1 protein-coding gene is annotated in these 1,065 nt (G+C 70.1%); it reads right to left on the bottom strand.

Translation table 11 applies throughout. The features are described from left to right. On the bottom strand, positions 1-1,051 hold a 1,051-nt coding region (locus U9980_RS13010), incomplete at its 3' end, for an ABC transporter ATP-binding protein (RefSeq protein ID WP_322768145.1). Positions 1,052-1,065 lie beyond the last annotated feature (14 nt).

Genomic DNA, 1,065 nt, shown 5'->3' on the forward strand with positions numbered 1-1,065 from the left:
TCGCGTCCTCACCGAGATAGGCACGGATCACATCGGGATTGGTCCGGATCTCGTCAGGGAGCCCTTCGGCGATCTTCTGGCCGAAGTCGAGTACCGCGATGCGGTCACAGATGCCGAGGACCAGCGGAATGTCGTGCTCGATCAACAGCACGGCGGTGTTGCGCCGCTCGGCGATCCCCCGGATGACCGTCCCGATCTCGGCACTCTCATGGGAGTCCAAGCCCGCGGCCGGCTCGTCGAGGAAGAGCACGCTGGGATCAGCGAGCAGGGCCCGGGCCACACCGACGAGTCGCGCCCGGCCGTGCGGCAGCTCCGCGGGCATGCTGTCAAGCAGATCCGCCAGCCCGAACTCCTCGACGACCTCGTCCATGAGTGCGGACGGACGCTGCCGCCCGGGGCGGATGAGGTCGGTGAGGTAATACTTCGCCTTCTGGACGTCCGCCGCGGCGAGCAGGTTCTCCCGGACGGTCATGTCCGGGAACAGCTCGACCGCCTGGAACGACCGGGCGAGTCCGGCCCGTGCCCGGCGCACCGGGGACCACCTTGCGATGGAGTTCCCGTCCAGCAGCACCTCTCCCGATGTCGGCGTGGTGAAGCCGGTGACGATGTCGAGCAGTGTCGTCTTGCCCGCGCCGTTGGGGCCGATCAGGCCCAGCACCATGCCCGGTTCGACGCGCAGGTTGACGTCCTTGAGTGCCTGCACCCCGCCGAAACGGACGCTGAGGTTACGTACCTCGAGCACGGCGGGCTCCCGGCGGCGGCCGACCGAGGTCCTGACTGCGCTGGCGTCGGACGCGGCGCTCACAGCACCGTCCCCGATGGTGGCCGCGGTGGCCGCGGTGGTGGCCGCGGTGGTGGCCGCGGTGGTCGCGGTGGTCGCGGTGGTCGCGGTGGTCGCGGTGGTCGCGGTGGTCGCCGGGGTGGCCGCGGTGGTCGCGGTGACGGAAGCCGGCGTCGGCTTGCTGCCGCGCAACCGTGCGACGAGTGCCCGATAACCGTCGGAGTTGATCTTTGCGACCCCGTCCGGAGCCTGGAAGAGCGTCAGGATCACGCCACCGCCCGCGA

The sequence above is a fragment of the Protofrankia sp. Cr1 genome, assembly GCF_963555865.1.
GTDB lineage: Bacteria > Actinomycetota > Actinomycetes > Frankiales > Frankiaceae > Protofrankia.